This is a genomic window from Bradyrhizobium sp. CAR08, assembly GCF_052871955.1.
The window spans coordinates 157,795-184,384 of sequence record NZ_JBIXJX010000012.1 but is presented as its reverse complement, the minus strand read 5'-3'; the positions used below and the strand labels follow the sequence as shown (position 1 = coordinate 184,384).

The following is a 26,590-nucleotide window of genomic DNA, read 5'->3' as shown; positions in this document are numbered from 1 at the left end:
CGAGGGAACGCCACACAGGACAAACGATCAGGCCGCCGCACTGCGTGGGCGACCTCAGACGATTTTGGGAGAATAAATCGCACCGGCCACCTCTCAGGAGGTGCGCCACCAAAGACGGGATGGGCGGACGGCGGTGCTCATGGGCGGATACTCACCATGGCGCGGGGACGACGTCAAGGCTGGCTGGGCTGGCTGCTCAACGCCGATCACCACAGTCGTCCCGGCGAAGGCCGGGCAATTGCGCACCAGGCCGGGGCGACACTGAAATGGTAGCGCGACTGGCGCAGCACACCTACCCCAGATGCTTCCTGAAAAACTCCGTCGCCCTGCCCCAGGCGAGCTCGGCGGCTTCCCGGTCGTGCACGGCCTGGCGCTGCTCGTTGACGAAAGCGTGCTCGGCGTCATAGCGGAACAGCTCCAGCGACTTGCCGGCGGCCTTCATGGCCTTTTCGAAACCGTTGACCAGCTCCGGCGTGCACCAATCGTCCTTGTTGGCGAAATGGGCCTGAAGCGGGATCTTGACGTCGGCGGGCTTGGCCGCCTGCTCTGGCGGGATGCCGTAGAACACCACGCCGGCGGCGAGCTCCGGCACATGCACCGCGCCGATGATGGTGACGGCGCCGCCGAGGCAGAAGCCGGTCAGGCCCACCTTGGCGCCGTTGCGCGACAGATATTGCGTGGCGCCGCGCACCGTCTGCGTGGTGGCGTCCATGAAGTCGAGCGAGTTCATCTCTTTGCCGGCGGCGTCGGTGTCGTGATACGGCACCACCTTGCCCTTGTAGAGATCTGGCGCCAGCGCATCGAACCCGGCCAGCGCGAAGCGGTCGCAGAGGCCCTTGATCTGGTCCGAAAGGCCCCACCATTCTTGGATCACCACCACGCCCGGCGCGTTGCCGCGCGCGGCATTGGCGAGATAGCCCGATGCGTCCTTGCCGTCCGGGCGCTTGAAGGTGATGGCGGTTCCCATGGTGTCCTCCGACGAGTTTTTGGGGAGCGGTTGGCGGCATTTTGGCGTTTGAGCGGGCGATAGGCAATCGCGCCTGACAACACACTCTCGTGCCCAACAAAAAAGCCCCCTTGCGGGGGCCTCTTCATTCTCGCCTCGGGCCCCTCAGTGCGAGTCTGCCCAGACCTTCTTCTTGGTGAAGTACATCAGGCCGGCGAAGATGATCAGGAAGATGAACACCTGGAAACCGAGGCGCTTGCGCGCTTCCATATGCGGTTCGGCGGTCCACATCAGGAACGTGGTGACGTCCTTGGAATACTGCGCGACAGTGGTCGGCGAGCCGTCGTCATAGGTGACCTGGCCGTCGCTGAGCGGCTTCGGCATCTTGATGGCGTGGCCCGGGAAGTACTTGTTGTAGTAGGAGCCCTCCGGGATGGTCACACCTTCGGGCGCCTTGTCCTCAAAGCCCTGGAGCAGCGCCGAGACGTAGTCCGGACCCTGCTCCTGATACTGGGTGAAGAAGTCGACGATGAACATCGGGAAGCCGCGGCCGTAGGAACGCGCCTTGGTGATCAGCGACAGATCCGGCGGCGCCGCGCCGCCGTTCGCCGCACGCGCCGCCTGCTCGTTCGGGAATGGCGAGGGGAAATAATCCGCCGGCCGGCCCGCGCGTTCGAACATGTCGCCGGCGTCGTTCGGACCATCCTTGACCTTGTAGTCGGAGGCGAAGGCTGCAGCCTGCGCGACCGAATAGCCGGGACCGCCGGCTTCCGCGAGATTGCGGAAGGCGACGTAGGACAGGCCGTGACAGTTGGCGCAGACTTCCTTGTAGACCTTCAGGCCGCGTTGCAATGCGCCGCGATCGTACTTGCCGAACGGACCGGCGAACGACCATTTGTTGCCCGGCGGCTTGTCGCTGCCTTCGGAGGCGCGCGCGCTGTCGGCTGAGCCCGCAAACAACGCGCCCGCCAGCGCAAGCACGATCGCGCTCGACACCATCGGCGTCGACCTGCTCCCGGTTTTGGCCAGGACGGCATCCGAGATCGAGTTCGGCACCGGACGCGGCTTCTCGATCCGCGAGAGCAGCGGCAGCACGATCAGGAAGTAGGCGAAATAGCAGAACGTCAGGACCCGGCCGGCGATCACATAGATGCCTTCCGGCGGCTGCGCGCCGAGATAGCCGAGCAGGATGCAGACCGCGACGAAGATCCAGAAGAACTGCTTGGCCAGCGGACGGTACTTCGACGACTTCGTCCTGGCGGCGTCGAGCCAGGGCAGGAAGCACAGGATGATGATCGCCGAGAACATCCCGATCACGCCCGCGAGCTTGTTCGGGATCGAGCGCAGGATCGCGTAGAAAGGCAGGTAATACCATTCCGGCACGATGTGCGGCGGCGTCACGCCCGGGTTCGCCGGAATGTAATTGTCGGCGTCGCCGAGATAATTCGGCATGTAGAAGATGAACCAGGCGTAGAGCAGCATGAAGCAGGAGACGCCGAACATATCCTTGATGGTTGCATGCGGCGTGAACGGAACAGTGTCCTTTTCCGTCTTGGGCTCGACGCCATCAGGGTTGTTCTGGCCGGAGACATGCAGCGCCCAGACGTGGAGCACGACGACGCCCGCGATCAGGAACGGCAGTAGATAGTGCAGCGAGAAGAAGCGGTTCAGCGTCGGGTTGCCGACCGAATAGCCGCCCCACAAGAGCGTCACGATGCTCTCGCCGACATAGGGGATGGCGGAGAACAGATTGGTGATGACGGTGGCGCCCCAGAAGCTCATCTGGCCCCACGGCAGCACGTAGCCCATGAAGCCCGTCGCCATCATCAGGAGGTAGATGATGACGCCAAGGATCCACAGCACCTCGCGCGGCTCCTTGTAGGAGCCGTAATAGAGGCCGCGCAGCATGTGGACGTAGACAGCGACGAAGAACATCGAGGCGCCGACGGCATGCATGTTGCGCAGCAGCCAGCCGTAATTGACGTCACGGACGAGCAGCTCGACCGACTTGAAGGCGAGGTCGGCATGCGGCGTGTAGTGCATCGCCAGGATCACGCCGGTCAGGATCTGGATCCCCAGCATGAAGGAGAGGATGGCGCCGAAGGTCCACCAATAGTTCAGGTTGCGCGGGGTGGGATAGACCACGAAGGAGGAGTGCATGAGGCCGAGGATCGGCAGACGTCGCTCGATCCATTGCAGGGCCGGATTGCTCGGCTGGTAGTCGGATGGTCCGCTCATGATGCGATCCTGAGGAAATAATACGACGAGACGGCGCGAAGCTTCGGACGAGGGCCCGAAGCTCAGCCGATCTGGATTTTGGTGTCGGAAACGAACTGGTACGGCGGCACCGGCAGGTTCGCGGGCGCGGGCCCCTGGCGGATGCGGCCGGACGAATCGTACTGCGAACCATGGCAGGGGCAGAAGAACCCGTCGTAATTGCCTTCATGGGCGATCGGGATGCAGCCGAGATGGGTGCAGATGCCGATCACGACCAGCCACTGCTCATGGCCGGACTTGACCCGGGCCTCGTCGGACTGTGGATCGGGCAGGCTCGCCACGTTGACGGCGCGCGCCTCGTCGATCTGCTTCTTGGTGCGGTGGCTGATATAGATCGGCTTGCCGCGCCAGAACACCTTGATGTCCTGCCCCTCGGCAACCGGGCTGAGATCGACCTCGATCGGCGCACCAGCGGCGATGGTCGACGCATCAGGATTCATTTGGGAGATAAAGGGCCAGAGCGCGGCTGCGCCCCCTACTGCTGCAGCTGCCCCCGTTGCAACGAATAAGAAATCACGGCGTGTCGGATGGTCCGCCGAAGACGCTGTCGTCACGATTCCAACCCTTTCTTCTTATGCAGCCGGCGGAACCGCTCCGGGAGCCCCCAAGGTCCCCGGAACAGCCTGTCGGCGCCCGCGGCCCCCCGCGGCGGCAGAACTTCGCGTGCCCCCACCAAAACAAGGCGAAAACAGCAGTCCAGAATCGTTCTATTGGCACCCTTGCCGGGCGAGCGCAAGCCCGCTATCGGCGCGGGAGCGTGCAATGCACGAATTCCGCGGCCAGCGATGTTTTATTGAGACATTTCCGGCCCGCACCGAACCCGGCACCGCCCATGCAGATAGCGCTTTTCCAACCCGACATCCCCCAGAACACCGGCACGATTCTCAGGCTCTGCGCCTGTCTGGGCATGGCCGCCCATATCATCGAACCGGCGGGCTTCCCGGTCTCCGACCGGCATTTCCGCAGGGCGGGAATGGACTACCTCGATCAGGTCAGCATCGTCAGGCATGACTCCTGGTCAAAGTTCGAGCAATGGCGGGCGGCGCAAGGCGCTCGCCTGCTGCTGTTCACCACCAAGGGGGCGACCGACTACCGCGATTTCCGTTACCAGACGGCGGACATCCTGCTATTCGGGCGCGAGAGCGCCGGCGTCACCGAGGCGGTGGTCGAGGCGGCGGACGCGCGGCTGGTGATCCCGATCGCTCCGGGGCTGAGGTCGCTCAATGTCGCCATGACCGCGGCGATGGCCGCAGGCGAAGCGCTAAGGCAGCTCCGGAACCCGCAAGTTTGAGATGTTGAGGAGAGACGGTTGAGTTACGCGGTCAAGGAAATCTTCCTGACCTTGCAAGGCGAAGGCGCCCATGCCGGGCGCGCGTCCGTGTTTTGCCGTTTTGCCGGCTGCAACCTCTGGAGCGGGCGCGAGGCCGACCGTCAGGAGGCCACTTGCAAATTCTGCGACACCGATTTCGTCGGCACCAACGGCACCCTCGGCGGTCGCTATGGCTCGGCCGCGGAACTCGCAGACACCATCGCCGCGCAATGGACAGCCTCCACCGACAACCGCTATGTGGTGCTCACCGGCGGCGAGCCGCTGCTCCAGGTCGATACCGCGCTGGTCGACGCGCTCCATGCCCGCGGCTTCGAGATCGGCGTCGAGACCAACGGCACCATCGCCCCGCCCGAGGGGCTCGACTGGATCTGCGTCAGCCCAAAGGGCGGCAGCGATCTGGTGATCCGGCGCGGCCACGAGCTGAAGCTGGTCTATCCACAACCGCTCGCCATGCCGGAGGCCTTCGCGGATCTCGCCTTCGAGCGCTTCTCGTTGCAGCCGATGGACGGGCCCGAGGTCGCCCAAAACACCGCGGGCGCCATCGACTATTGCCTCAATCATCCGCAATGGCGGCTCAGCGTGCAGACGCATAAGTCGCTCGGTATCAGATAGGATTGGTTTTCGAACAGATGTGGGAATTGACGAAATCGTTTCGCTTCGAGGCGGCGCACTCATTGTCGGGAACGACGTTCGGCGCGGCCAGCGAAGAGATCCACGGCCACTCCTTCCGCGCCGAGGTGACGCTGCGCGGCACGCCCGATCCCAAAACCGGCATGGTGGTCGATCTCGGCCTGGTCCAGCGAGCCATCGATGATGTGCGGATGACGCTTGATCACAAGTACCTCAACAAGATCGAGGCGCTGGGCACACCGACGCTGGAAAACCTCTCGCGCTTCGTCTGGGAGCGGCTGGCCCCTATCGGCAAGCTCACCCGCGTCAGCATCCATCGCGACAGTTGCAACGAGAGCTGCACCTATTACGGTCCGCAGGGCTGACGGAATGACATCCACATTGGACCCGAGCTCGATCGAAGACCGCAAGACGCGCGCACGCGCCTGGTTCGAAGCCTTGCGCGACGACATCTGCGCGAGCTTCGAGCGGCTGGAGGACGATGCCCCCGAGAGCCTTTATCCCGGTGAGGCCGGCCGCTTCAAACGCACACCCTGGCAGCGCACCGATCATACCGGCGCGGCCGGCGGCGGCGGCGTGATGTCGATGATGTCAGGCCGCCTGTTCGAGAAGGTCGGCGTGCATTGCTCCACCGTGCACGGCGAATTCGCGCCAGAGTTTCGCGCGCAAATTCCGGGCGCGGCGGACGACCCGAAGTTCTGGGCCTCCGGCATCTCGCTGATTGCGCATCTGCGCAATCCGCACGTGCCGGCGGTGCACATGAACACGCGCTTCGTCGTCACCACCAAAGCCTGGTTCGGCGGCGGCGCCGATCTTACGCCGGTGCTCGACCGCCGGCGCACGCAGGACGATGCCGATAGCATCGCCTTCCACGCCGCAATGAAACAGGCCTGCACGCAGCCGAACGGCATCGCCGATTACGACAAGTACAAGAAGTGGTGCGACGAGTATTTCCACCTGCCGCACCGCAAAGAGGCGCGCGGCATCGGCGGCATCTTCTACGACTGGCACGACAGCGGCGACTGGGACGCCGACCTCGCCTTCACCCGGGATGTCGGCCGCGCCTTCCTGAAGGTCTATCCCGACATCGTGCGGCGCAATTTCGCGACAAGCTGGACCGCGGAGGATCGCGAGGAGCAATTGATCCGGCGCGGCCGCTATGTCGAGTTCAACCTGCTCTACGACCGCGGCACCATCTTCGGTCTCAAGACCGGCGGCAATGTGGATTCGATCCTGTCGTCGCTGCCACCGGTGGTGAAATGGCCATGACGACGATGAAGCCCGCGATGAGACCGCTGCCGCGCGCCATGCTGATCGACATGGACGACACCATCCTGTCGGCCTATGCGCGGCCCGAGATCGCCTGGAACACGATCACAGCGGAGTTCGCCGAGGAACTCGCGCCGCTGCCGCCGCAACTGGTCGCGAGCACCGTCCTGGCCTTCGCGAAGAATTTCTGGGCGAATGCGGACGCTTCCTGGCGGATGAAGCTCGCCGAGGCCCGGCATCTCACCGTCAAGGGCGGTTTCACCGCGCTCGCGGCCGCCGGTCATCGCGCCCTGCCCGACGACCTCGCCATTCGCCTGGCCGACCGCTTCACCGCCTATCGCGAGGAGGAGATGTTCGTCTTCCCCGGCGCGCATGACGCTATCGACAGGCTCAAGGCGCTCGGCATCAAGCTCGCATTGGTGACCAACGGCGCCGCGGACACCCAGCGCGCCAAGGTCGAACGCTTCGAGCTGGCGCACCGCTTCCACCACATCCAGATCGAGGGCGAGCACGGTTTCGGCAAGCCCGAGGAGCGTGCCTATCTGCACGCGATGGAGGCGCTCGGCGTCACCGCCAAGGACACATGGATGATCGGCGACAATCTGGAATGGGAAGTCGTGACGCCGCAGCGTCTCGGCATCTATGCGATCTGGATCGACGTGCATGGCGACGGCCTGCCCGAAGGCACGATCGTCAAGCCCGACCGCATCATCCGCTCGCTGACAGAACTGGTGCCGGACTGACTGCAATCGGGGTGCGCAAACAAAAACGTCGAAAACAACCCCATGCACAGTAGACGGCCGCAGCAAAATCAAAGACTTGCGGCAAGCGCAAACTGCGGATCTGACGAAATCATTTGCGCCGTCGGGCAAAACAGGCGCATGGTGTCATGGTCGCGACGCACGGGACGGAAGAGCCCTTGTGCCATCCATCGAACAGGCACCATTGCCTCTCGTGATGGGATCGCTCCGGCCTAAAGCTCTCTGATCGACGTTTCAGCAGTCTGGCCGGCGGATGCGCGCTACCGCAACACATCCACTGACCGAGTAGCCCGTGATCGGCATGTCATGCCGGTTTGCTAGCTTCGCCGTCAATCAACCCGAAAGGACCATCCATGGAACTAAAAGCCGGCGATATCGTCATGCTGAAATCCGGCGGGCAGCCGCTCACCGTCGCGGACGTGAAGGGCGACGACGTGATCTGTCTCTGGATGGGCGCGGAGGGCGATCTGTTTCGCGAGACGCTCCCGCTTGCGGTGCTCGAGCACCTGGAAGAGCTCGACGACGAAGACGAGGATGAAGACGACGAAGACGAGGAGTAAGCGCGGCTGAGGCCGCGTCCTCATTAGGTCGGGGTGCTCGGCTCCGCCCAACTTGGTGTCCGCTCCTCTGTCCATATCGGCACGAGAGCGGACATCGCTGGATGCTCGAACGTCAATCCAACGGAACGTTCAAACTGGTCCCTTTGGTGATGATGCCGCCACGGTTACCGATCTCGATCGAGCCATAGCGCTGCTTGAAGCAATCGGGCAACGGCCGGTCGCCTTCCATGCTGAGCCAAAGGCGCAATAAATGACGCTTCTGGCCTGCATCGGGCCAATCGCGGAATCCGGTCCGGTCATGCAGCAAGGCATGATTGTCAACGAACTGCATGTCGCCCGGCTGAAGCCGCATGCCGAAATGCAGCGCGGGATCATTTGCGAGCGCGTCAAAAAGATCGAGCGCCTCGACGTGAGCCGGCGTCAGTCTCGGCGCATCGGGAAAGCGCTGCGCACTATCGATATATTGGCGCTGATAAAACCCGGTCAGGAACCCCGCATGCCAATTCAGCACCGGGATTTCAAGATATGGCTTTTCGTTCTCCGGCACCTCGCCTCGTCGGTCCGTCGCGATCGGATCAAACAAGAGAGCGGCAAGGTCGGGACGTCTGTCAAACATCTCGTTGTAGATTGTCGTCGTACTGACAAGGAGAGAATCCCCTCCCTCCCTCGCCTCGCGAATGCATAACAATCCAACCACGTCGGACGAATCCGTGTGGAATGTTTGCCGTTCCGAGGTTTGATAAATTCGGGTGTTCGGATCCTTAGCATCGGCGCCGGTGTCACGGACGTGACCGAGAATGTGGCCCGCTGCATTCTGAGACCGCGCCGATCCAAGATGGGCGCCCACTCCGGAAAAGATCGTAGCGGCAAACTCCTGACTGTATTTTGCCACCGGGAGGCCGCGGATCACTTCGAAGCCAATGCCTACCAGGAGCTTCTTCTTGAGATCTTCCAGGTGCGCGCCGAGATGGGGAAGCGGAAAGCTTTCCTTCGTGATCTCGGCGATTTTTTTGTTTCTGCCAAGATATGTTTCAGCCACGCCCTCGAGTTCGGCGATTTCGCCGGCAGCAAGCGATATCAACCATCGATCAGGATTGGCTTTCATCTCAGCCCCCTCCCAGGCGGATGGGATATCGACCTTCCCTGGAGGGCGATGGATCCCGCTGGGCAGTGAGACCACATTCATAGGGTTGGTTCCTGAGGGAGATTGAACGTCAGACATCGGCGCGGACGATCGACGATATTGTGCCGACCGCTTGTTTGCAACTTGGCTGAGGCGCAGCCCTGGGCCGAGTGCACTGTCGCCGACAACGGGTGCGCTCGCTTGACGAGATCCGTTCCGGGCAGTTGGCGATCCGCTTCCGCCAAGGGGATCGGTTAACAACATGGCCTCTCGTGCGATCGATCAAAGCCCGGGAAAAAATGGCATCAGCCGGAACGTTCGCGAAGCTGGCTGAGTTAAAAGCCATACGCGTCGCGCTGTGGTCATAGCCGCACCGCGCGCCCGATAAAGGCCCTGCACGAAGCGAAACCTACTCTGCGGCGTGCTTCGCAGCACGGCCGCGCGAGGATCGCGATGTACACGACGGCGATATACGATGAGCTGAGGCAGATCGAGCGCGACGTCGTCGAAGGAGAACGCCGGCTCGCCGAGCAGGAGGCGCTGATCATCGAAATGAAGCGCCAGAACGAGGACACAACCAAAGCCGAAGGCGAACTTGAACGGATGCGCATGGAGCAGCGAGGTCGCGATCAGGATCGGCAACGTCTGCTCTCACGGCTGCAACCCTGAACAACTGCTCCCCATCAGGCTGATCCGCCAAAGGCGTCGCGTTCCTGAGCCGTGGCTACGGTGACAGTTGCCATTTTCGGTCAATGACGATGCAGCGGTTCAGATCAGCAAATCATGATGCGCAGGTAGAATCGCTTGGTGCGGGCTGTTGGTGCCGTGATCGTCCGCGTGTCCGTTCAGTGCATGAGGGACGAGCTTGACGTTGAACCCGAGGCCTTCTTCCTGACCGGGCGGAACGTGCGCATCCAGCGGATGATTGAACTCTTTCAGTCCGACTATCTCGACGAAAGCAGAAGGAGCTACGCCGCTATCGAACCGGAATACCGGTCCCTGGTCTGCGCCGCCGGTTTCGAACGCAGCCTTGGCCGCGTGTGCGTCGTCGGCGATTGCTGCAGATTGCGCAGCGTGCTGCGAGTTACCGTGGTCCACGGTGGCTGGTTCTGCTGTCTTCACGGTCCCCGCAGCCTGCGAAGCCGAAGAGGGATGCTCGGCGCCATCGCCGGCGCCGTTGCCCGGTTTGCCTCCATGTTCCGTCGATTCCGTGCTTGCCGCCTTTGCAGATCCTGGCTCCGAAGCGCGTTGCGAGTTGCCGTGGCCCGCGCTGGCGGGCGTTGCGGCGGCCGGATCGATCGCTGCTCCGTCCAGCGGGCTTGCAGCGGCTGAGTGCCCGGATTTTCCGTGTTCCGCGCCGTCTGGTTCTGCCGTTGTCGCTGGTGTTTGCGCGCCTTCGGAAGCCGAAGCGTGATGCTCGCCACCACGGTCGGCGGCGTTGCCCGCTTTGGAGCCAGCTCCAGTCGATTCGCTGGCTGCCGCCTTCGAAGATTCTGGTTCTGAAGCGTGCTGCGCATTGCCGTGACCCGTGCTGGCGGCCGTTGCGGCGCCCGGATCGATCTCGGTTGCGTCTGGTGCGTTTGCAGCGGTTGAGTGCCCGGATTTGCCGTGTTCCGCGCCGTCTGGTTCTGCCTTCTGCGCTGCCCCTCCCTGAGCCTCCGGGTCCTTAGTGTGATGCTCGGCGCCATTGCCGACGCCGTTGCCGGGTTTGCCCCCATCTTCCGTCGACCCCGTGCTTGCCGCCTTTGCAGATCCTGGCTCCGATGCGTGCTGCGGGTTGCCGTGGCCTGCACCGGCGGCTATCGCGGCGCCCGGATCGATCTCGCCTGCGTCTGGTGCGTTTGGGGCGGCGGAGTGCCCGGATTTGCCGTGTTCGGCGCCGCCTGGGTCGGCCTTCTTCGCTGGCCCTCCCGGAGCTTCCGAAGCCGAAGCGTGATGCTCGGCGCCATTGCCGACGCCGTGGCCCGCTTTGGAGCCAGCTTCAGTCGATTCGTCGGCTGCCGCCTTTGCAGACCCCGGCTCCGAAGCGTGCTTCGAGTTGCCGTGACCCGCGTCGGCGGCCGTTGCGACGTCCGGATCGGTCTCGGCTGCGTCCGGTGCTTTTGCAGCATTTGAGTGCCCGGCTTTGCCGTGTTCCGCGCCGTCTGGTTCTGCGTTCTTCGCTGACCCTCCTGGAGCGTCCGAGGCCTTATCGTGATGCTCGGCGTCATGGCCGACGCCGTTGCCCGGTTTGGAGCCAGCTTCAGTCGATGGGTCCGAAGCGTGCTGCGAGTTGCCGTGCCCCGCGCTGTCGGCGGTTACGACGCTGGGTTGGCCGATCTCGTTGGGCCCCGTCGGCGAAACGCCGTTGCCCGCGTTGGTCGGACCATTGTTCGATGCGACATTTGCCGCTGCCGGGGCCGTCGCGCTATGAGCAAGCTCGATGGATGATGCGTGAGCCGACGCGGCAGACGCACCATCGCTCTCTTCCGTTGCATCCGCCGACGCGTCGCTGGAGCTTCTGAGCCTCGTCGACGTTCCCAAGCCGGTCCGGGCCTGCCCGAAATGGAAACCCGAGCCGTTGTTGGCCAGAAGGGCCCAGGCTCCAGCCGTCCCGAGGGTGCTCTCGCTCCCCTCGATACTGGTTTGGACATGATCCTTCGTCAGAGCGGCCTCATCGGTTGCGATCGCCGGTATCAGCGCGGCTTCGAGCTGCTCCAAGGTGGTCGCAACAGCCGCGCCATCTGGCTCGGAGCCGACATCCGCCTCCGCAACGGCCACAATCCCCTCGAGATGGATTTCCAGCAGGCCGCGATCGCCGATATCAAGGATATGATCGGTCGCATTCACATAGACGATCGTCTCGTTGCTTGCGGAGTCGTAGACCCAGGCGAGTGTATGTGGCGGTATAGACTTGGTTGCCGCCGTCATGTGCAGCCAGGCAAGCGCTCCGAAAGCCGCAAGATTGATCCTGCCCGGCCCAGATGCGAAATCGAACACGGCGTCGGAAGAGGTCGACTTGAACTGGTTAGACTCGGAGTCAATCGGGGAGCGATAAACAATTTTTTCAACGTCGCCGCCCCCGCCGACACCGGCATCGTGACCAGGGTCCGCGCCAACAAATTTATGGAGATTGTCACCCGCATCGCCCGGGCCCTTTTCGCCCAGAGCGCCTTCAGCGAGGTTGCCGTTTCCAGTGGTCACAGCGGCGAAAGACAGGCGGACATCGTGCGAAAGGAAACCCGGGGCTGAATTGTCGGCATGATTGGCGGCAGCATGGGTGATCGCGGCCAGTTTTGTGGTCGCACTCTCTTCAGTGACGGCCAGGATGCTGTCGATCGACGCTTGACGAAGGTCATGCGCGTGGGCGGCGAGATGGGGATCCTCCAGTGCGTAGATCAACGCACCGGTGAGAATAGCAAAGTTGCCATACCCTCCATGCATCGACATCGCATTGGAAAGAAGCCGCGGGAATTGATGTTCCGGGGCCGGGTCAACTCCGACCTGTATGTCGTTTGCTCCTCGCAGTAAGGGCACGGGAAGATCGGGCGCGCCCGATCCAGCAGGAGCGTGGTGCGTCCACGCTTTCGCGCCCCCGGATTGCTCGGCCGCGCGTAGCGCTTCCATTGCCGCCGCCGGGTTGGTGATTTGGGCGGCCTTGGCGAACAAGTCTCTCTGGGCCTGCGTGGGCGGCTCGCCGGATTCCCAGACGACGAGGTGCCGGAGAATCCCTTTTTTCCAGGGCTCGTACCCCGCGTGCTCGTCCACGTGGCCGACGCCGTTCTCATCCGGGAAGATGTCGTTCGCTTCCGACGCCTTGAGTTCGTCCGCAATTGCGAGCGCCAGAAATGCCAGGGAGAGCGCGGCCAGACCGGAGGGCCGTTGCAGCAATGCGATGGTCGCGAGCACAGTTCTGTTGGTGATCTCAAGCTTCTGGAAAATATTGTACAAGTGGACCTTGACCGTCCCGTCGGAAACGTTGAGCTGACGCGCGATCTCCTTGTTCGACATTCCTTCCGCCACGAGTCGTGCGATTTGACGTTCCCGTTGCGTCAACAGCTCCAGCATCCCTTCGACTTTGCTATCGCCGTCCGCCTCCTTGCCGGGTGCGGAGAGATCGGACTTCTCCAGTGCCACGCCGCTCTTCGTCATCAGCCGCAGCGATCGCAGCATCGTGGCGGGAGAGGCATACTTCGAAATTGCGCTGCAGGCGCCGGCTGCGATGGCTGAAGTCAGATCGTGGTCGGTATCGGACTCGGTGAAGAACACCAGGCGCGTGGAGAGCTTCTCCGCCTTCACAATCGCGAGGATCTCGGAGACCGTCAGATCCGGCACCTTGTCGGCAAGAAGCGCGACGTCAGGTGTCAGCTTCCGAATTGCTTCGAGGCAGCTTGTCCGATCGCTGGACGATGCGACAACGTCGAAGTCCGGCTGCGTCCCGAGGACCGACCTCAGTCCCTGCAGAACGATCGGCTGTGGATCGACGATCACGAGCCGGATGGGCTTGAGTATCCCCTGCCTGGCGGACGTGTCCAACATCGACTTTGGCCCTCGGCCCGGTCCCCTATGTCGTTCGCCATATGGCCGTGCCCGGGTGGGATATTAAAATCAAAAAAGGCCTGGCGGTTCCAGAGCCTGACCCAGATTTGGACGCGATGCGAGTGAAAAATATGTCCTTTGACCCGATGGCCGTTGCGGTCGACTGGCTTGATGCCTATCGCGCGGGCGATATCGAAGCGATTTTGGAACTTCATGCCGAGGACGCCGTGGTCCACTGCGGCTGCGCCGGCAGCCAAACCATCACCGGCCGCGAAGCACTTCGTGCCTATTGGGTCGATCACCTCCGGAAATATCCGGCAGGCACGTTGGATGATCTCAATCCCTGGCGCAACGACGGCACCATTATCTCGTACCTCACCAGTGCTGGCGTCATGAGTGCACTTTTGGCATTTGACGCCGCCGGCAGGATCAAGGAACTGGACTGCAGTCCCTCACACTAGACCCGCGGCGTGAACCAAACTGGCAGCGGGACAGCGCCACATCCGATTGATTAGATGAGCTGCCTCGCCGCAGCCGAGATCATCACTACGCCGCCGGTGATCACCGCGACGTCGAGGATCGCGGTGTGGATGTGCACCGGCATCCGCTCGACGAAGGCTTTTGCCAGGAACGCGCCGGGGATTGCGATTGCTCCGATCAGCAGCGCAAAGGCGAGCACCTGTGCGGTCACGGCGCCGGCGAGGCCGAACACCGAGATCTTGATGAGGCCGGTGCCGAGCGAGATCATGGCATCGGTCGCGATCACGGCCGCGCCTTCCAGGCCCGCGGCCATCAGCAGCGACAGCAGGATCACGCCGGAGCCGGAGGTGCCGCCGACCAGCACGCCATAGCCGACCGAGCCGGCCGCAAGCCCAGTGTCGCCGATCTTGACCTGGCGGCGGCGGAGCACACGGCGCAGCGGCACGCTCAGGATCAGCATGGAGCCGATCACCAGCGCCGCGCCCGCATTGGTCAGCCGTGTGTAGCCGTAGGCACCAAGCGCTGTCGTCAGTGCCGCACAGGCCAGCACGATCAGCGCGCGGCGGCGATCGGCATAGCGGAGATAGGCGAGCGCGCGGCTGGAATTGGTGAAGATCGCGGAGATCGCGATGATCGGCACCACCGGTTCGGCGCCGACGAGAGGCACCAGCACCAGCGGCATCAAGGCGCCGGTGCCGTAGCCGGCGAGACCACCGATAATCGAAGCAAACAACGCCATCAACGCGACCAGCAGGAGCTGAAAGATCGAGATGTCGGCGAAGCCTGAGACGATGGTCACGTTCTCTCATCGCGGCTGACGCGTGCCGCAGCTTGATCGGCGATGGAAGCGAGTGCGGCTTCCTCTAGGGGAAAATCCGCCGCAAGCCAAGCGTCCTCCGCGAGCGTCAACACATGTCCGAGCGAGGGTCCTTCCGCCATGCCGCGCGCGATGAAGTCGGCGGCGCGAAGCGGAAATTTCGGCGCAGTCCAGCGCTGCGGCAGCTCGGCGAGCGCACGCCATCGCGACGAGCCGACGTCACCGCCGGCTCTCGCCCAGCCCAGCAACACGCGATCGTGATAGCGATCCGCACCGAGCCGGTAGAGCAGCCGCCGCGCATCGGCTTCGTCCTTGGTGGCCAAGCGCCACCAGCGGTGCCCCATCGAATCCAGCGCCTTGGTTTCCGCATTGGAGAGCCTCAGGCGCGTGGCGACGCGCTTGGCGTCTTCAGTCACCGCGATCGCCAGCGCGGCGAGGCGCCGCGTGCTGCTTGCGGTGAGGCCGAGCTCGCGCTCGATCACGATCATCGCCGCGAGCGGTCCGGTGTAGACCACGCCGCCGGTCAGCGCCTGCAGCAATCCGCCATCGGCCATCGCAAGCGCGGCGGCGGACGCGCCGGGAGCGACCAGAAGCTTCAGCGTCTCCATGCGCAGCCGCTCGGCCGAGAGGCTCGCGAGGCCGGCGCGTCCCCGGATGCAGGCGAGATAGCCGTCGCGGTCGGGATCGCCGGCGCCGAAGGCGGCGTGGATGCGGAAGAAGCGCAGGATGCGCAGGAAATCCTCGGCGATGCGCTGGTCGGGATCACCGATGAAGCGCACGCGCCGCGCGGCCGCATCCGCGATGCCTCCGACGTAATCGTGGACGACGCCGTCGGCATCGACCGAGAGCCCGTTCATCGTGAAGTCGCGGCGCTCGGCGTCCTTCACCCAGTCGCGGCCGAACGCGACCTTGGCCTTGCGGCCGAAGGTCTCGGTATCCTCGCGCAACGTCGTGACTTCGTAAGGTTGCCCGTCGATGACGAGGGTGACGGTGCCGTGGTCGATGCCGGTCGGCACAGCCTTGATGCCGGCAGCTTTGGCGCGCCGCATCACCTCGTGCGGGAGCGCCGTGGTCGCGATGTCGATGTCGCCGGGGACGAGGCCGAGCAGCGCGTTGCGCACGGCGCCGCCGACAACCCGCGCCTCCTCGCCATCCGCATTGAGCAATTGCAGGACGCGCGCGGTGCCGCCCGAAATCAGCCAGGGCGCATCGGCGAGCATGGGCACCGCGCTCATCGGCCGGCCCTATCTTTCCACGCCCGGCACGAGCTTGCCGTTCTCGACATGGGCGGGGACATAGGTCGAATCCGGTGCGGCGCCGGAGAAATGCGCAAAGCCGATCAGCCCGGCGATCACCAGCACGAGCGCCGCCAGCGTGAGACGCGCGACGATGGTGATCGGCCAGGACGATTGCACGAACAGGCCGGAACGCGTGGCGGCCAGGAACAGCGCATAGACGGCAAAGGGAACGAGGAAGATTCCGATCTCGGTCAGGATCGGCCGGATCATGATGAATAGATCCGTTCGTAAAGCACGCGCAGCATGCCGGCCGTCGCGCCCCAGATGTAGCGTTCGGCAAACGGCATCGCGTAGTAGGACCGCTCCATGCCGCGGAATTCCTTGCTGTGCACCTGGTGGTTGGCCGGGTTCATCAGGAAGGATAGCGGCACTTCGAACGCATCATCAACCTCGGAATGGTTGATCGTCAGCTCAAAACCCGGGCGCACCCTGGCCACCGTCGGCAGGATGCGGAAGCCGAAGCCGGTGCCGTAGAGATCGAGATAGCCGATCGGCTCGACGAAGTCGCGCGACAGCCCGACCTCCTCCTCGGCCTCGCGCAGCGCCGCATCGAGCGGCGAGCGGTCGGTCGCGTCGATCTTGCCGCCGGGGAAGGCGATCTGGCCGGCATGGTCGTTCAGATGCGCCGAACGCTGCGTCAGCAGAATGGTCGGCTCGGGATGATCGACCACCGCGATCAAGACCGCCGCCGGCCGCACCGGCTGCTCGCGCGCGATGATCTCGAGCATCTTGTCGGTGCCGGGATCGCCCGAGGCCGGAATGATGTTGGGATCGTAGAGGCCGGGCGGAACGTCGAAGCCGAGCCGCGCGGCGGAGCGGGCGAAGAAATCCGCCGCACCGATCACGGCGGGATCGTTCCTGGAGATAGGCTTGTTCAAAGCGCGGCCCTCACCTGCTCCGCATCGGCCATGGCGAAGAACTCGCCGGCCGACTCGACACCGAACATCGGCTGGCCATCGACCATCCGCTCCTCACCCATGTCAACCAAATCGTAATAGAGCGCGCGGGTAACCTTGGCCCAGAGCTCGGCGCGGATATGCAGATAGGGCGTCAGCCCGCCGTCCTTGGCCTGCTCGAAGCGCAGCCGGTGCGCCGCGTCGCAGGTGACCCAGTCGTCGACATTGGTGCGGAAGCGGAGCACGCGATGGTTGGCCTCGCCGTCCTTCAGCATCTCGACCGCCATGAACGGCGCGTCGTCGACGCGAATGCCGACCTTCTCCACCGGCGTGACGAGGAAATGCTTGTCGCCTTCGCGCTTGAGGATGGTCGAGAACAGGCGAACCAAGGCATGACGGCCGATTGGCGTCCCCAAATAGAACCAAGTACCATCTGACGCGATTCGAATGTCGAGATCGCCGCAAAACGGCGGATTCCACAAATGCACCGGAGGCAGGCCCTTTTTGGCGCCTTCGGCATCGGCAGCAGTTTTGGCAGCGGCAGTCAGCCCCTCAAGACCGCGATCGGCGCTCTGCCCTTGGTTCGCCATGGTTTGCCCTGACTTTGTCATTTGGCACGATCGGTCATTTGGCACGATTGGTGCAGGTTTACGTTGTATCCGGGTACTCGGTTCCACCCCGCATTCGTCCGGTGTGGAGGTCGCCACTTCGTGATGCCCTACATATCCCTAAGCCGATAAGGTGGGGATAGGTTAATTCAACGAATACATGGCCTTCCTGCAAGTCTAGCATAGGGCCCACGTCTTGAGTTGAGGACGTGATGACATGACGACGCAAGCGAGCTGCATGGCAGGCTGAAGGAGCTAACGGATGGCGGAGAGTGTCGAGAAGCTCGAAGACGGAATCGTCCGTTCGGCCGAGCAGGTGTCGAGCCAGATTCGCGCGGCAAAGGATGCGATCGCGTCCGTCATCTTCGGCCAGGATCGCGTGATCGAGAACACGCTGGTCACGATCCTCTCCGGCGGCCATGCGCTGTTGATCGGTGTCCCCGGTCTGGCCAAGACCAAGCTGGTCGAGACGCTCGGCATCACCCTCGGCCTCGATGCCAAGCGCATCCAGTTCACGCCCGATCTGATGCCGTCGGACATTCTCGGCGCCGAAGTGCTGGACGAGAGCACCTCCGGCAAGCGTGCCTTCCGCTTCATCTCCGGCCCCGTGTTCGCGCAACTGCTGATGGCCGACGAGATCAACCGCGCCAGCCCGCGCACGCAGTCGGCGCTGCTGCAGGCGATGCAGGAGCAGCACATCACCGTTGCCGGCGCGCGTCACGATCTGCCGAAGCCATTCCACGTGCTCGCCACGCAAAACCCGCTGGAGCAGGAAGGCACCTATCCGCTGCCTGAAGCCCAGCTCGACCGTTTCCTGATGGAGATCGACGTCGACTATCCCGACCGCGACGCCGAGCGCCGCATCCTGTTCGAGACCACCGGCGCCGACGAGACGCTGGCGAAGGGCTCGATGACACCTGATGCACTCATCACCGCGCAGCGACTGATCCGGCGCCTGCCGGTCGGCGATTCCGTGGTCGAGGCGATCCTGTCGCTGGTGCGCTCGGCCCGTCCGGGTCCGGACGGCGGCGACACCAGCAAGTTCATCGCCTGGGGACCGGGCCCGCGCGCCAGCCAATCGCTGATGCTCGCGGTGCGCGCTCGCGCGCTGATCGACGGCCGCCTCGCGCCCTCAATCGACGACGTGCTCGACCTCGCCGAGCCCGTGCTGAAGCACCGCATGGCGCTGACGTTCCAGGCGCGCGCCGAAGGCCGCACGATTCCGGACGTGATCCGGCAATTGAAGACACGGATCGGTTGATGGCGGCGGAGAACGGGCACACAGCAAAGGAGGTCATCGCGATCCGACGTGCCGATGGCGAAAGCCGCACGCTCGCCGCTTCGCTGCCGCGCCTGGTGCTCGAGGCCCGCCGTATCGCCGCCAACGTCATCCACGGCCTGCACGGTCGCCGTCGCGCCGGCTCCGGCGAAAATTTCTGGCAATACCGCCGTTTCGTCTCCGGCGAACCGTCGCAGAATGTCGACTGGCGGCGCTCGGCGCGCGACGATCTCCTCTATGTCCGCGAGCTCGAATGGGAAGCCTCGCATACGGTCTGGATCTGGCCCGATCGTTCGCCCTCGATGGCGTTCGCGTCAAAGCAGGCGCGTGAATCCAAGCTCGAGCGGACGCTGATCGTCGCCTTCGCGCTGGCCGAGCTGCTGGTCTCCGGCGGTGAACGCGTCGGCATTCCCGGGCTGATGGCACCGACCGCGAGCCGCAGCGTCATCGACAAGATGGCGCAGGCGATGCTGCATGACGATGCCGACCGCTTGAGCCTGCCGCCCTCCTTCGTGCCCGCGGCGCTGGCCGAGACGATCGTGCTGTCGGACTTCTGGTCGCCGCTCTCCGAGATCAGGACCACGCTCGCCGGCCTGTCCGGCTCCGGCGCGCATGGCACGCTGGTGCAGGTCGTCGATCCCGCCGAGGAATCATTTCCCTATTCCGGCCGCGTCGAGTTCGTCGAGCCCGAGGGGTTCGGCGTGATCACCGCCGGCCGCGCCGAGAGCTGGGCGCAGGATTACACCGCGCGGCTCGCGCTGCACCGCGATCAGATCCGCGCCGAGACCAACAAGCTCGACTGGCTGTTCACGACGCATGCGACCGACCGCTCGGCCGCCGAGCTCTTGCTGTTCCTGCATGCCGGCATGCAGGTGAGCAAATCGGGCGCGCGCACCACAACGATCAAGGCGGGGCCGGCAGCATGATGGGACTGCCGCTCGCCTTCACCGAACCGCTGCTCCTGATCGGCCTCGTCAGCCTGCCGGTGCTGTGGTGGCTGTTGCGCGTGATGCCGCCGCGGCCGCGCCGGATCGAGTTTCCGCCGACGCGCCTGCTGTTCGACATCGCACCGCGCGAAGAGACCCCGTCGCGAACGCCGTGGTGGTTGACCGCATTGCGGCTGCTGGCTGCGGCACTGGTCATTTTCGCCGCCGCCGGTCCGATCTGGAATCCGCAAACAGGCGCGGCCGCCAGCAAGGCGCCGCTGATGATCATGTTCGACGACGGCTGGAGCGCGGCCTCGAACTGGGACATCCGGATCAGGGCCGCCGACGAATTGATCGCCAGTGCCGAGAACGACCGCCGTGCGATCGCGCTGGTGCCGCTGTCCGAGCCGAACCGCGATATCACCCTGATGCCGGCGGGCGCCGCGCGCGTCGCGCTGCGGCAGCTGACGCCAAAGCCGTATTCGATCGAGCGCGTCGAGACCCTGACCGCAATCGATCGCTTCCTGAAAGCAACCGGCGACTGCGAGATCGTCTGGCTCTCCGACAGCGTCGATACCGGTCGCGGCGAGGAATTCGTGGCGGGCCTCGGCAAGACCGTCGGCGATCGCAGCCTGACCGTGTTCGAAGGCGGCACCTCCGCGGCTCTGGCGCTGGTCGCGGCCGAGAACGCCGCCGCCAGGATGACGGTGAAGGTGCTGCGCACCGACGGCGGCATCGCCATCGGCACCGTGCGCGCGCTGGACCAGAAGGCCTCGCCGATCGGCGAAGCGCGTTATTCGTTCGGCCCGCAGGACAAGGAAACCGAAGCGTCGTTCGACCTGCCGGTCGAGCTGCGCAACGACATCACGCGGCTGGAAATTGCCGGTGAGCGCTCCGCCGGCGCAGTGCAGCTGCTCGACAAGCGCTGGCGCCGCCGCGCCATCGGCATCGTCTCGGGCTCGACCAGCGAGACCGCGCAGCCGCTGCTGGCGCCGACCTTCTATCTCACCCGTGCGCTGGCGCCGTTCGCCGACGTGCGGCTTGCCGACAAGGGCTCGCCGCAGCAGGGCATCACGCAGTTCCTCGATCAGAAGCTGCCGATGATCATCCTTGCCGATGTCGGCACCATCGCCCCTGAAATCCGCGAGCGTCTCAATGCCTGGATCGACCAGGGCGGCGTGCTGGTGCGGTTCGCCGGTCCGCGGCTGGCGCAGGCCGAGGACGATCTCGTCCCGGTCAAGCTGCGCAAGGGCGGCCGGACGCTCGGCGGCAGCCTGACCTGGGAAAAGCCGCAACATCTGGCCTCCTTTGCCGCCGACGGTCCGTTTGCCGGCGTCGTGGTCCCCAAGGACGTCACCATAAGCCGCCAGGTGCTGGCCGAGCCCGACGCCGTGCTCGCCACCAAAAGCTGGGCGTCGCTGGAAGACGGCACGCCGCTGGTAACAGGCGAGCATCGCGGCAAGGGCGTCGTCAGCCTGTTCCACGTCAGCGCCGACATGCGCTGGTCGGATCTGCCGATGTCGGGCACCTTCGTCGAAATCCTGCGGCGTGTCGTCGACCTGTCCGGCTATACCGCGAAGCCGGGTCCAGGCGTTGCCACCGAGGCGACCGCCGAAACGGTGGCGCCGTTGCACATCCTCGATGGCTTTGGCGCGTTCGGTCCGCCGCCGGCTGCCGCAAAGCCGCTGCCCGCGGATTATCGCGACCGCGCCACACCCGATCATCCGCCGGGCTTCTATGGTCCGGCAGAAGGACCGCTCGCCGTGAACACGCTTGCCAGCGCCGACCGTATCGCAGCCCTGAACACCGCGAGCCTGCGCGCCCGGCATGCCACCTACACCAACGCCGAGCCGCAGGACTTGCGCGGTTGGCTGCTATCGACGGCGCTCGCGCTGTTCCTGATCGACGCCATCATCGTCGCGGTACTCGGCGGCGGCCTTGCCGCGCTGGTGCGCCGCCGCGCCGCGCCCGCGATGATCGTCTTTGGGCTGGTGCTCGCAGGTCTCGCCTCGTTCGTGCCGACGCCGTCGCATGCGGACAGCGCGCCCGACGAGTTCGCGATGAAGGCGGTGTCGCAGACCCGCCTCGCCTATGTCGTGACCGGCAATGCCGACGTCGATTCCATCGTCAGGGCCGGGCTATCCGGACTGACGCTGTTCCTGGCGCAGCGCACCGCGCTCGAGGCCGGCGATCCCGTCGGCATCGACCCGGCGCGCGACGAACTCGCTTTCTTCCCGCTGATCTACTGGCCGATCGTGCCGGGCGCGCCCAAGCCGTCGCGGGACGCCATCAACAAGATCGACGCCTATATGAAGCAGGGCGGCACCGTGCTGTTCGACACCCGCGACGCGGTCGAAGCGCCACCCGGCGCGAACGGCGCCGCGCAGACCCCGGCCATGCAGACGCTCCGCGAGATCCTGTCCTCGCTCGACGTGCCCGAGCTGGAGCCGGTGCCGCGGGAGCACGTGCTGACCAAGACCTTCTATCTGTTGCGCGACTTCCCCGGCCGCTTCAGCACCGGCCAGACCTGGGTCGAGACCTTGCCGCGCGAAGACGACGAGGACAGCGCGCAGCGGCCGGCACGCGGCGGCGACGGCGTCTCGCCGATCATCATCACCTCGAACGACCTGGCCGGCGCCTGGGCCGTGCGGCCCGACGGCCAGTCCATGCTGCCGGTGATCGGCGGCGACCCCCGCCAGCGCGAATTCGCCTACCGCGCCGGCGCCAACATCGTGATGTACACGCTGACCGGCAACTACAAGGCCGACCAGGTGCACGCACCGGCCCTGATCGAACGGCTGGGGCAGTAGGATCGATATGAATTACGGCATCGCATTCACGCCGCTTGTTCCCACGATCGTGCTGTGGCTCGCGCTGGCCGCGATCGTCGTCATCGCGCTGGTGCTGCTGCTGGCGCGTGCGCGCGGCGCTGCCGTGCGCGTGGCCGCGCTGGCGCTGTTCCTGCTGGCGCTCGCCAATCCCTCCTTCACCCGCGAGGACCGCGATCCTCTCACCTCGGTCGCCGCCATCGTCGTCGACAAGAGCCCGAGCCAAAATTTCGGCAATCGCAATCGCGAGGCCGCAACGGCGCAGGAAGCGCTGGTCGACAGCCTGAAGAAGATCAAGGGGCTCGAGGTCCGCGTCGTCGATGCCGGACAGGCTGACGGCGAGACCGACGGCACCAAGCTGTTCGGGGCGCTGGCCTCGGCCTTGTCGGACGTGCCGGTCGACCGCGTCGCCGGTGCGTTCCTGATCACCGACGGCCGCGTCCACGACATTCCGGCCAACGCCGCCGGGCTCGGCTTCCAGGCGCCGGTGCATGCGCTGATCACGGGGCAAAAGGACGAGCGCGACCGCCGTATTGCGGTCATCGCCGCGCCGCGCTTCGGTATCGTCGGGCAGCCCCAGACCATCACCTACCGCCTCGACGACCAGGGCGTCAGCGGCGAGCGCGCCAAGGTTACGGTCCGCAGAGACGGCGAGGTCATCAACGAGCGCACGCTTTCGAGCGGCCAGAGCGCAAGCGTCGACGTCGACATCAAGCATTCCGGGCCGAACATCGTCGAGATCGAGGCCTCGCCGCTCGAGCGGGAATTGACGCCGGTGAACAACCGCGCCGTCGTCGCCATCGACGGTGTGCGCGACAAGCTGCGCGTGCTGCTGGTCTCGGGCGAGCCGCATTCCGGCGAGCGCACCTGGCGCAATCTGCTCAAATCCGATGCCAGCGTCGATCTCGTCCACTTCACCATTCTGCGGCCGCCGGAGAAGCAGGACGGTACGCCGATCAACGAATTGTCGCTGATCGCGTTTCCGACCCGGGAGCTGTTCCAGCAGAAGATCAACGAATTCCAGCTGATCATCTTCGACCGCTATGCCCGCCAGGGCGTGCTGCCGATCGCTTATTTCGACAACATCGCACGCTACGTGCGTTCTGGCGGCGCGGTGCTGGTCTCGGCCGGCCCCGACTACGCCTCCAACACCAGCATCTGGCGCACGCCGCTGGATTCGGTGCTGCCCGCCGAACCGGTCGGGGTGACGGAAAAGCCGTTCTACGCGCATCTGTCCGACGTCGGCAAACGCCATCCCGTCACGCGTGGCCTCGAGGGCTCCGCCTCCGAGCCGCCGCGCTGGAGCAGGTTCTTCCGCACCGTCGATACCCGCAATGCGGTCAACCCGCCCGTCATGACGGGCGTCGACGGCAAGCCGCTGCTGTTCCTGTCGCGTTTCGGCGAGGGCCGCGTCGCACTTCTGCTCTCCGACCACATCTGGCTGTGGGCGCGCGGCTATGAAGGTGGCGGCCCGCATCTCGATCTGTTGCGGCGGATGTCGCACTGGCTGATGAAGCAGCCTGATCTGGACGAGGAAGCGTTGCGCCTGCAGGTGCAGGGCAAGAATCTCGTGGTGGTGCGCCAGACCATGGCGGACAGCGTTCAGCCGGTGAGTGTGACCTCGCCGTCGGGCGTGTCGCGCGACCTGACGCTTGCAGCCGGAGATCCCGGCGAATGGCGCGCCAGCCTGCCGGCGAGCGAGCTCGGGCTGTGGCAGGCCACCGACGGCACGCTGAAGGCGCTGATCAATGTCGGCCCGACCAATCCGAAGGAGTTTTCGGAAGTCACCTCCACCACCGAAACGTTGAAGCCGCTGACCCAGGCGACCGGCGGTGACGCCGTGCGCGTGGTCGACGGCGCCAGCGTCGAGCTGCCGCGCATCCTGCCGGTCCGCTCGGCGAGCGTCTTCCATGGCGACGGCTGGATGGGCGTGCGGATGCGCGACGCCAGCGTGGTGAAGGGCGTCGGCGTGCTGCCGATCTTCGCTGGCGTGATCGGGTTGCTGCTGCTGCTCGGCGCGTTTGCTGCGACGTGGATGCGCGAGGGGCGCTAGGCGGCTTACGCGCGTCCCTTCGCTTCCCGTTAGTCGGATAAATCCCATCGTCACTTCTTCGCCGGAAGCTCCATAACGCCTTCGACCCCGAACTCGGTCGCATGTAGCGCGTTGTGAAATCTGGAGGCGGTTCTTCCTCGACCCTGGGCAGGCGCGTCCCTGTCCAGGCATCGCTCCCCGCGGACAAGAGCAGTTCTCGACGGAGCCTTCGCAGCACCCAAACCGCGCGAGCGCTCAGTGAGAAGCGGAGTTACTCGACCATGACAGACCGACTTCAACCGATCAGTTCTGAAGCCGAACTATCGCTCGACCAGCGCACGTTCAGCTCGCCTCGTCAGACAACGCGCTACATCGAGTGCGGGCCGGCCGACGGACCGTTGATGATCTTCGTCCATGGCTGGCCGAGCATCAGTTTGATGTGGCGCGCGCAGATGGAAGCGTTTGCCGCCGACGGTTGGCACTGCGTCGCTCCCGATCTGCGCGGCTACGGCGGCTCTTCCACGCCCGCAGCCAACGACGCCTATACCATCGAGGAAATCGTGACGGACATGGCCGAACTCCATGATCACTTGGGCGGCAAGCCTGCGATCTGGGTTGGCCACGACTGGGGCTGTGTTGTGGTCGGTGAGTTGGTCGCGCATCAGCCAAAGCGCAGCCGCGGAGTCGTGCTGACCTCGCTGGCGTATCAACCCGACGGGCACGCCCTGCGCACAGTCGTCCCGCTGGTCGACCGGACGATTTATCCGGTTGACCAATATCCGGACGGCCAATGGGATTACTACCGTTACTACACCACGCACTTCGAGGCGGCAGTCGCCGACCTCGATGCAGACTTGGCCGCATCGCTGGCGTCGATCTTTCGGCCAGGCGACCCCGCCGGCATCGGCAAGGTTTCGCCGAATGCGATGGTCACACGCAATGGAGGGCGCTTTGGCGCCGCGCACCGCGCTCCGCAGACTGAGCCCGATCCGGCTCTCTGGCCGCCGGCGGACTTCGACGTGCTGGTGCAGACGTTCAAGGCTCATGGCTTCCGCCCATCCTGCGCGTGGTACATGAACGACGACGCCAACATCGCCTATGCGCGCAAGGCACTCAATGGCGGCCGCCTGTCGCAGCCGGTGCTGTTCGTTAACGGCGACTTTGATCAGATCTGCAGCATCACCGGAAATCGCCAAGGTGACCCGATGCGCGCCACCTGCCCGGACCTGACCGTAACGAGCATGCCCGCAGGGCATTGGCTGCCGCTGGAGCGCAAGGCAGAACACATCGAGGCCATCCGCACCTGGCTCCGGAGTAAAAAGCTCTGATGCTGCCTCCTCGCGCTGGCAGTGAGTCAATCAATCGCCGTCCCCGTAGCCATTCGATAGGTCCTCAGCCTAGATCTTTCAGTTGCCTGCACGACACGGCAAGGAGCCGGCCCGCTCGGGTCGGCTCGACAGCGGTTGACATTCGCTGACGGATTGGGCGATGTTACATTATAACATCGCGGGATCAGGGGATGATACCTCGCGATGTGGGGTGGCGTTTCCAGATGAAGTGGTTCCGGTCGAATATCAGGCACGGCGCCCGGCTCGCGATCTTCGCGATGCTGGTGCAGTTCGCGCTGACGTTCGGCCACAGCCATTGGTTCGCCCAGGCGGCTCCCCTCGCCCAGTCCTCGCTGCAGCAGACCGACGGCGCCCAAGCTCCCGCTTCGATCGACCGTTCCGCGGTCGAGAGGCAATCGCCGTTGGCTCCCGACCGGGAGCAACCGGGCGAGGACAATTGCGCGATCTGCGCATTGGTCGCGATGGCGGGCACCGTCTTGTTCGCGGTGCCGCCTGTGTTGCTGCTGCCGCAGGCGATCGACCTGCTCTACCGCACCACCGACGCCGAATTCGTCCACCTGAAATCGGCCGGTACGGCATTCCAGCCCCGCGCCCCTCCCGCGTCCTGACTTCCACAACGCTTGATCACGCCCGGGCTCGCCGCTTTCAGGCGCATTCCCGGGA

General features: G+C 64.8%; 24 protein-coding genes. 14 read left to right on the top strand and 10 right to left on the bottom strand.

The features are described 5' to 3' along the window. Nucleotides 1-292: 292 nt before the first annotated feature. From ACIPUD_RS24960 to petA, 3 genes are all read right to left on the bottom strand, one after another. Nucleotides 293-967, bottom strand: coding sequence for a dienelactone hydrolase family protein (locus ACIPUD_RS24960; RefSeq protein ID WP_008134159.1), 675 nt, complete (start codon nt 965-967; stop codon nt 293-295). Between the two features lie 144 nt (nt 968-1,111). Beyond that, on the bottom strand, nt 1,112-3,184 hold the full coding sequence (fbcH, locus tag ACIPUD_RS24955) for a cytochrome b/c1 (RefSeq protein ID WP_018454938.1): 2,073 nt from the start codon (nt 3,182-3,184) through the stop codon (nt 1,112-1,114). A gap of 62 nt (nt 3,185-3,246) precedes the next feature. Further along, nucleotides 3,247-3,777: a ubiquinol-cytochrome c reductase iron-sulfur subunit gene (gene petA / locus ACIPUD_RS24950; protein ID WP_026232845.1), complete on the bottom strand. Its 531-nt coding sequence runs from the start codon at nt 3,775-3,777 to the stop codon at nt 3,247-3,249. Nucleotides 3,778-4,055: 278 nt separating this feature from the next. On the opposite strand from petA, the gene ACIPUD_RS24945 reads away from it, so the two are divergent. From ACIPUD_RS24945 to ACIPUD_RS24920, 6 genes are all read left to right on the top strand, one after another. After that, on the top strand, nt 4,056-4,514 hold the full coding sequence (locus ACIPUD_RS24945; protein ID WP_018454940.1) for a tRNA (cytidine(34)-2'-O)-methyltransferase: 459 nt from the start codon (nt 4,056-4,058) through the stop codon (nt 4,512-4,514). An 18-nt stretch (nt 4,515-4,532) separates the two neighbouring features. Beyond that, complete coding sequence (queE, locus tag ACIPUD_RS24940) at nt 4,533-5,165, top strand: 7-carboxy-7-deazaguanine synthase (RefSeq protein ID WP_085352640.1); 633 nt, start codon at nt 4,533-4,535, stop codon at nt 5,163-5,165. A 17-nt stretch (nt 5,166-5,182) separates the two neighbouring features. Further along, entirely contained in the window at nt 5,183-5,548 is a 366-nt protein-coding gene (locus tag ACIPUD_RS24935; RefSeq protein WP_085352700.1) for a 6-pyruvoyl trahydropterin synthase family protein, read from the top strand. A gap of 4 nt (nt 5,549-5,552) precedes the next feature. Continuing rightward, nucleotides 5,553-6,452 carry an oxygen-dependent coproporphyrinogen oxidase gene (hemF, locus tag ACIPUD_RS24930; RefSeq protein WP_204513834.1) on the top strand — a complete coding sequence of 300 codons (900 nt, stop codon included), beginning with the start codon at nt 5,553-5,555 and terminating at the stop codon, nt 6,450-6,452. After that, a complete protein-coding gene (locus tag ACIPUD_RS24925) occupies nt 6,443-7,195 on the top strand; it encodes an HAD family hydrolase (protein WP_085352642.1) in 753 nt (250 codons plus the stop codon). Before hemF ends, ACIPUD_RS24925 begins: the two co-directional genes overlap by 10 nt. A 371-nt stretch (nt 7,196-7,566) precedes the next feature. Beyond that, on the top strand, nt 7,567-7,773 hold the full coding sequence (locus tag ACIPUD_RS24920) for a YodC family protein (protein ID WP_018454945.1): 207 nt from the start codon (nt 7,567-7,569) through the stop codon (nt 7,771-7,773). Nucleotides 7,774-7,885: 112 nt separating this feature from the next. Here the strand turns inward: ACIPUD_RS24920 and ACIPUD_RS24915 are convergent, their stop codons facing one another. Then, the gene (locus tag ACIPUD_RS24915) at nt 7,886-8,959 is read right to left on the bottom strand and encodes a TauD/TfdA family dioxygenase (RefSeq protein WP_446481743.1); all 1,074 of its coding nucleotides are present in this window, start codon (nt 8,957-8,959) and stop codon (nt 7,886-7,888) included. A 390-nt stretch (nt 8,960-9,349) separates the two neighbouring features. Between ACIPUD_RS24915 and ACIPUD_RS24910 the strand changes: the two genes are divergently transcribed. Further along, nucleotides 9,350-9,565, top strand: a complete 216-nt coding sequence (locus ACIPUD_RS24910) for a hypothetical protein (protein WP_018454947.1) — start codon at nt 9,350-9,352, stop codon at nt 9,563-9,565. Between the two features lie 99 nt (nt 9,566-9,664). Here the strand turns inward: ACIPUD_RS24910 and ACIPUD_RS24905 are convergent, their stop codons facing one another. Then, nucleotides 9,665-13,414, bottom strand: coding sequence for a LuxR C-terminal-related transcriptional regulator (locus ACIPUD_RS24905; RefSeq protein ID WP_446481742.1), 3,750 nt, complete (start codon nt 13,412-13,414; stop codon nt 9,665-9,667). A gap of 41 nt (nt 13,415-13,455) precedes the next feature. On the opposite strand from ACIPUD_RS24905, the gene ACIPUD_RS24900 reads away from it, so the two are divergent. Further along, complete coding sequence (locus tag ACIPUD_RS24900; RefSeq protein WP_240543334.1) at nt 13,456-13,875, top strand: nuclear transport factor 2 family protein; 420 nt, start codon at nt 13,456-13,458, stop codon at nt 13,873-13,875. A gap of 50 nt (nt 13,876-13,925) precedes the next feature. Here the strand turns inward: ACIPUD_RS24900 and ACIPUD_RS24895 are convergent, their stop codons facing one another. The 5 genes from ACIPUD_RS24895 to ACIPUD_RS24875 are packed head-to-tail and all read right to left on the bottom strand — an operon-like array spanning nt 13,926 to nt 17,495. Beyond that, nucleotides 13,926-14,693, bottom strand: a complete 768-nt coding sequence (locus ACIPUD_RS24895) for a sulfite exporter TauE/SafE family protein (RefSeq protein ID WP_085352646.1) — start codon at nt 14,691-14,693, stop codon at nt 13,926-13,928. Beyond that, nucleotides 14,690-15,946, bottom strand: a complete 1,257-nt coding sequence (locus tag ACIPUD_RS24890) for a CCA tRNA nucleotidyltransferase (RefSeq protein ID WP_085352647.1) — start codon at nt 15,944-15,946, stop codon at nt 14,690-14,692. Before ACIPUD_RS24890 ends, ACIPUD_RS24895 begins: the two co-directional genes overlap by 4 nt. A gap of 9 nt (nt 15,947-15,955) precedes the next feature. Beyond that, complete coding sequence (locus ACIPUD_RS24885; protein ID WP_446481741.1) at nt 15,956-16,219, bottom strand: DUF6111 family protein; 264 nt, start codon at nt 16,217-16,219, stop codon at nt 15,956-15,958. After that, nucleotides 16,216-16,887: a CoA pyrophosphatase gene (locus ACIPUD_RS24880; RefSeq protein WP_027568565.1), complete on the bottom strand. Its 672-nt coding sequence runs from the start codon at nt 16,885-16,887 to the stop codon at nt 16,216-16,218. Before ACIPUD_RS24880 ends, ACIPUD_RS24885 begins: the two co-directional genes overlap by 4 nt. Further along, entirely contained in the window at nt 16,884-17,495 is a 612-nt protein-coding gene (locus tag ACIPUD_RS24875) for a DUF1285 domain-containing protein (protein ID WP_446481740.1), read from the bottom strand. Before ACIPUD_RS24875 ends, ACIPUD_RS24880 begins: the two co-directional genes overlap by 4 nt. Nucleotides 17,496-17,775: 280 nt before the next feature. Here ACIPUD_RS24875 and ACIPUD_RS24870 point away from each other — a divergent pair, with 280 nt between their 5' ends. The 6 genes from ACIPUD_RS24870 to ACIPUD_RS24845 all read left to right on the top strand — a co-directional run bounded on the left by ACIPUD_RS24870 (nt 17,776) and on the right by ACIPUD_RS24845 (nt 26,535). After that, on the top strand, nt 17,776-18,774 hold the full coding sequence (locus tag ACIPUD_RS24870; protein WP_018454954.1) for an AAA family ATPase: 999 nt from the start codon (nt 17,776-17,778) through the stop codon (nt 18,772-18,774). Beyond that, nucleotides 18,774-19,718, top strand: a complete 945-nt coding sequence (locus tag ACIPUD_RS24865) for a DUF58 domain-containing protein (RefSeq protein WP_018454955.1) — start codon at nt 18,774-18,776, stop codon at nt 19,716-19,718. Before ACIPUD_RS24870 ends, ACIPUD_RS24865 begins: the two co-directional genes overlap by 1 nt. Next, nucleotides 19,715-22,528 carry a DUF4159 domain-containing protein gene (locus ACIPUD_RS24860; protein ID WP_446481739.1) on the top strand — a complete coding sequence of 938 codons (2,814 nt, stop codon included), beginning with the start codon at nt 19,715-19,717 and terminating at the stop codon, nt 22,526-22,528. Before ACIPUD_RS24865 ends, ACIPUD_RS24860 begins: the two co-directional genes overlap by 4 nt. Before the next feature lie 7 nt (nt 22,529-22,535). After that, on the top strand, nt 22,536-24,599 hold the full coding sequence (locus ACIPUD_RS24855) for a hypothetical protein (RefSeq protein ID WP_446481738.1): 2,064 nt from the start codon (nt 22,536-22,538) through the stop codon (nt 24,597-24,599). A gap of 260 nt (nt 24,600-24,859) precedes the next feature. Next, nucleotides 24,860-25,906, top strand: coding sequence for an alpha/beta fold hydrolase (locus ACIPUD_RS24850; RefSeq protein ID WP_446481737.1), 1,047 nt, complete (start codon nt 24,860-24,862; stop codon nt 25,904-25,906). A 224-nt stretch (nt 25,907-26,130) separates the two neighbouring features. Continuing rightward, nucleotides 26,131-26,535: a DUF2946 family protein gene (locus ACIPUD_RS24845; protein WP_446481736.1), complete on the top strand. Its 405-nt coding sequence runs from the start codon at nt 26,131-26,133 to the stop codon at nt 26,533-26,535. The last annotated feature ends 55 nt before the right edge of the window (nt 26,536-26,590 follow it).